The 278-nt window shown below is 27.0% G+C and carries 1 protein-coding gene; it reads left to right on the top strand.

The window, feature by feature from the left end; translation table 11 throughout:
• Positions 1-278: hypothetical protein (locus QP997_RS09805; protein WP_284847009.1), on the top strand; the 278-nt coding region annotated here is incomplete at both ends.

Here is a 278-nt window from a genome sequence, read left to right as displayed (position 1 = left end):
ATATACAAGTAGTCAACAATTAAATGATTTAACTGAGTTTATTCATTTTAACTTTAATCATAAAAATATCGATGCAGAACGTACTGAAAAGTTATTATTTTTCATTCGAAAAACAATTACATATCTTTTGGATAAACGTGTTGAGAAAGAAAATAATCTGGTGGATGCTATTAATTGGAATGAAGATATGCTAGTGAAACTAAACGGTAGCATTAATAACCTTACTACATTTGAGAGGGAAAAAATTCATTTCATTACACAATCATATCGTTCAATGA

Source organism: Corynebacterium sp. MSK039 (assembly GCF_030232315.1).
GTDB lineage: Bacteria > Actinomycetota > Actinomycetes > Mycobacteriales > Mycobacteriaceae > Corynebacterium.
This window is presented reverse-complemented; position numbering and strand designations above follow the sequence as displayed.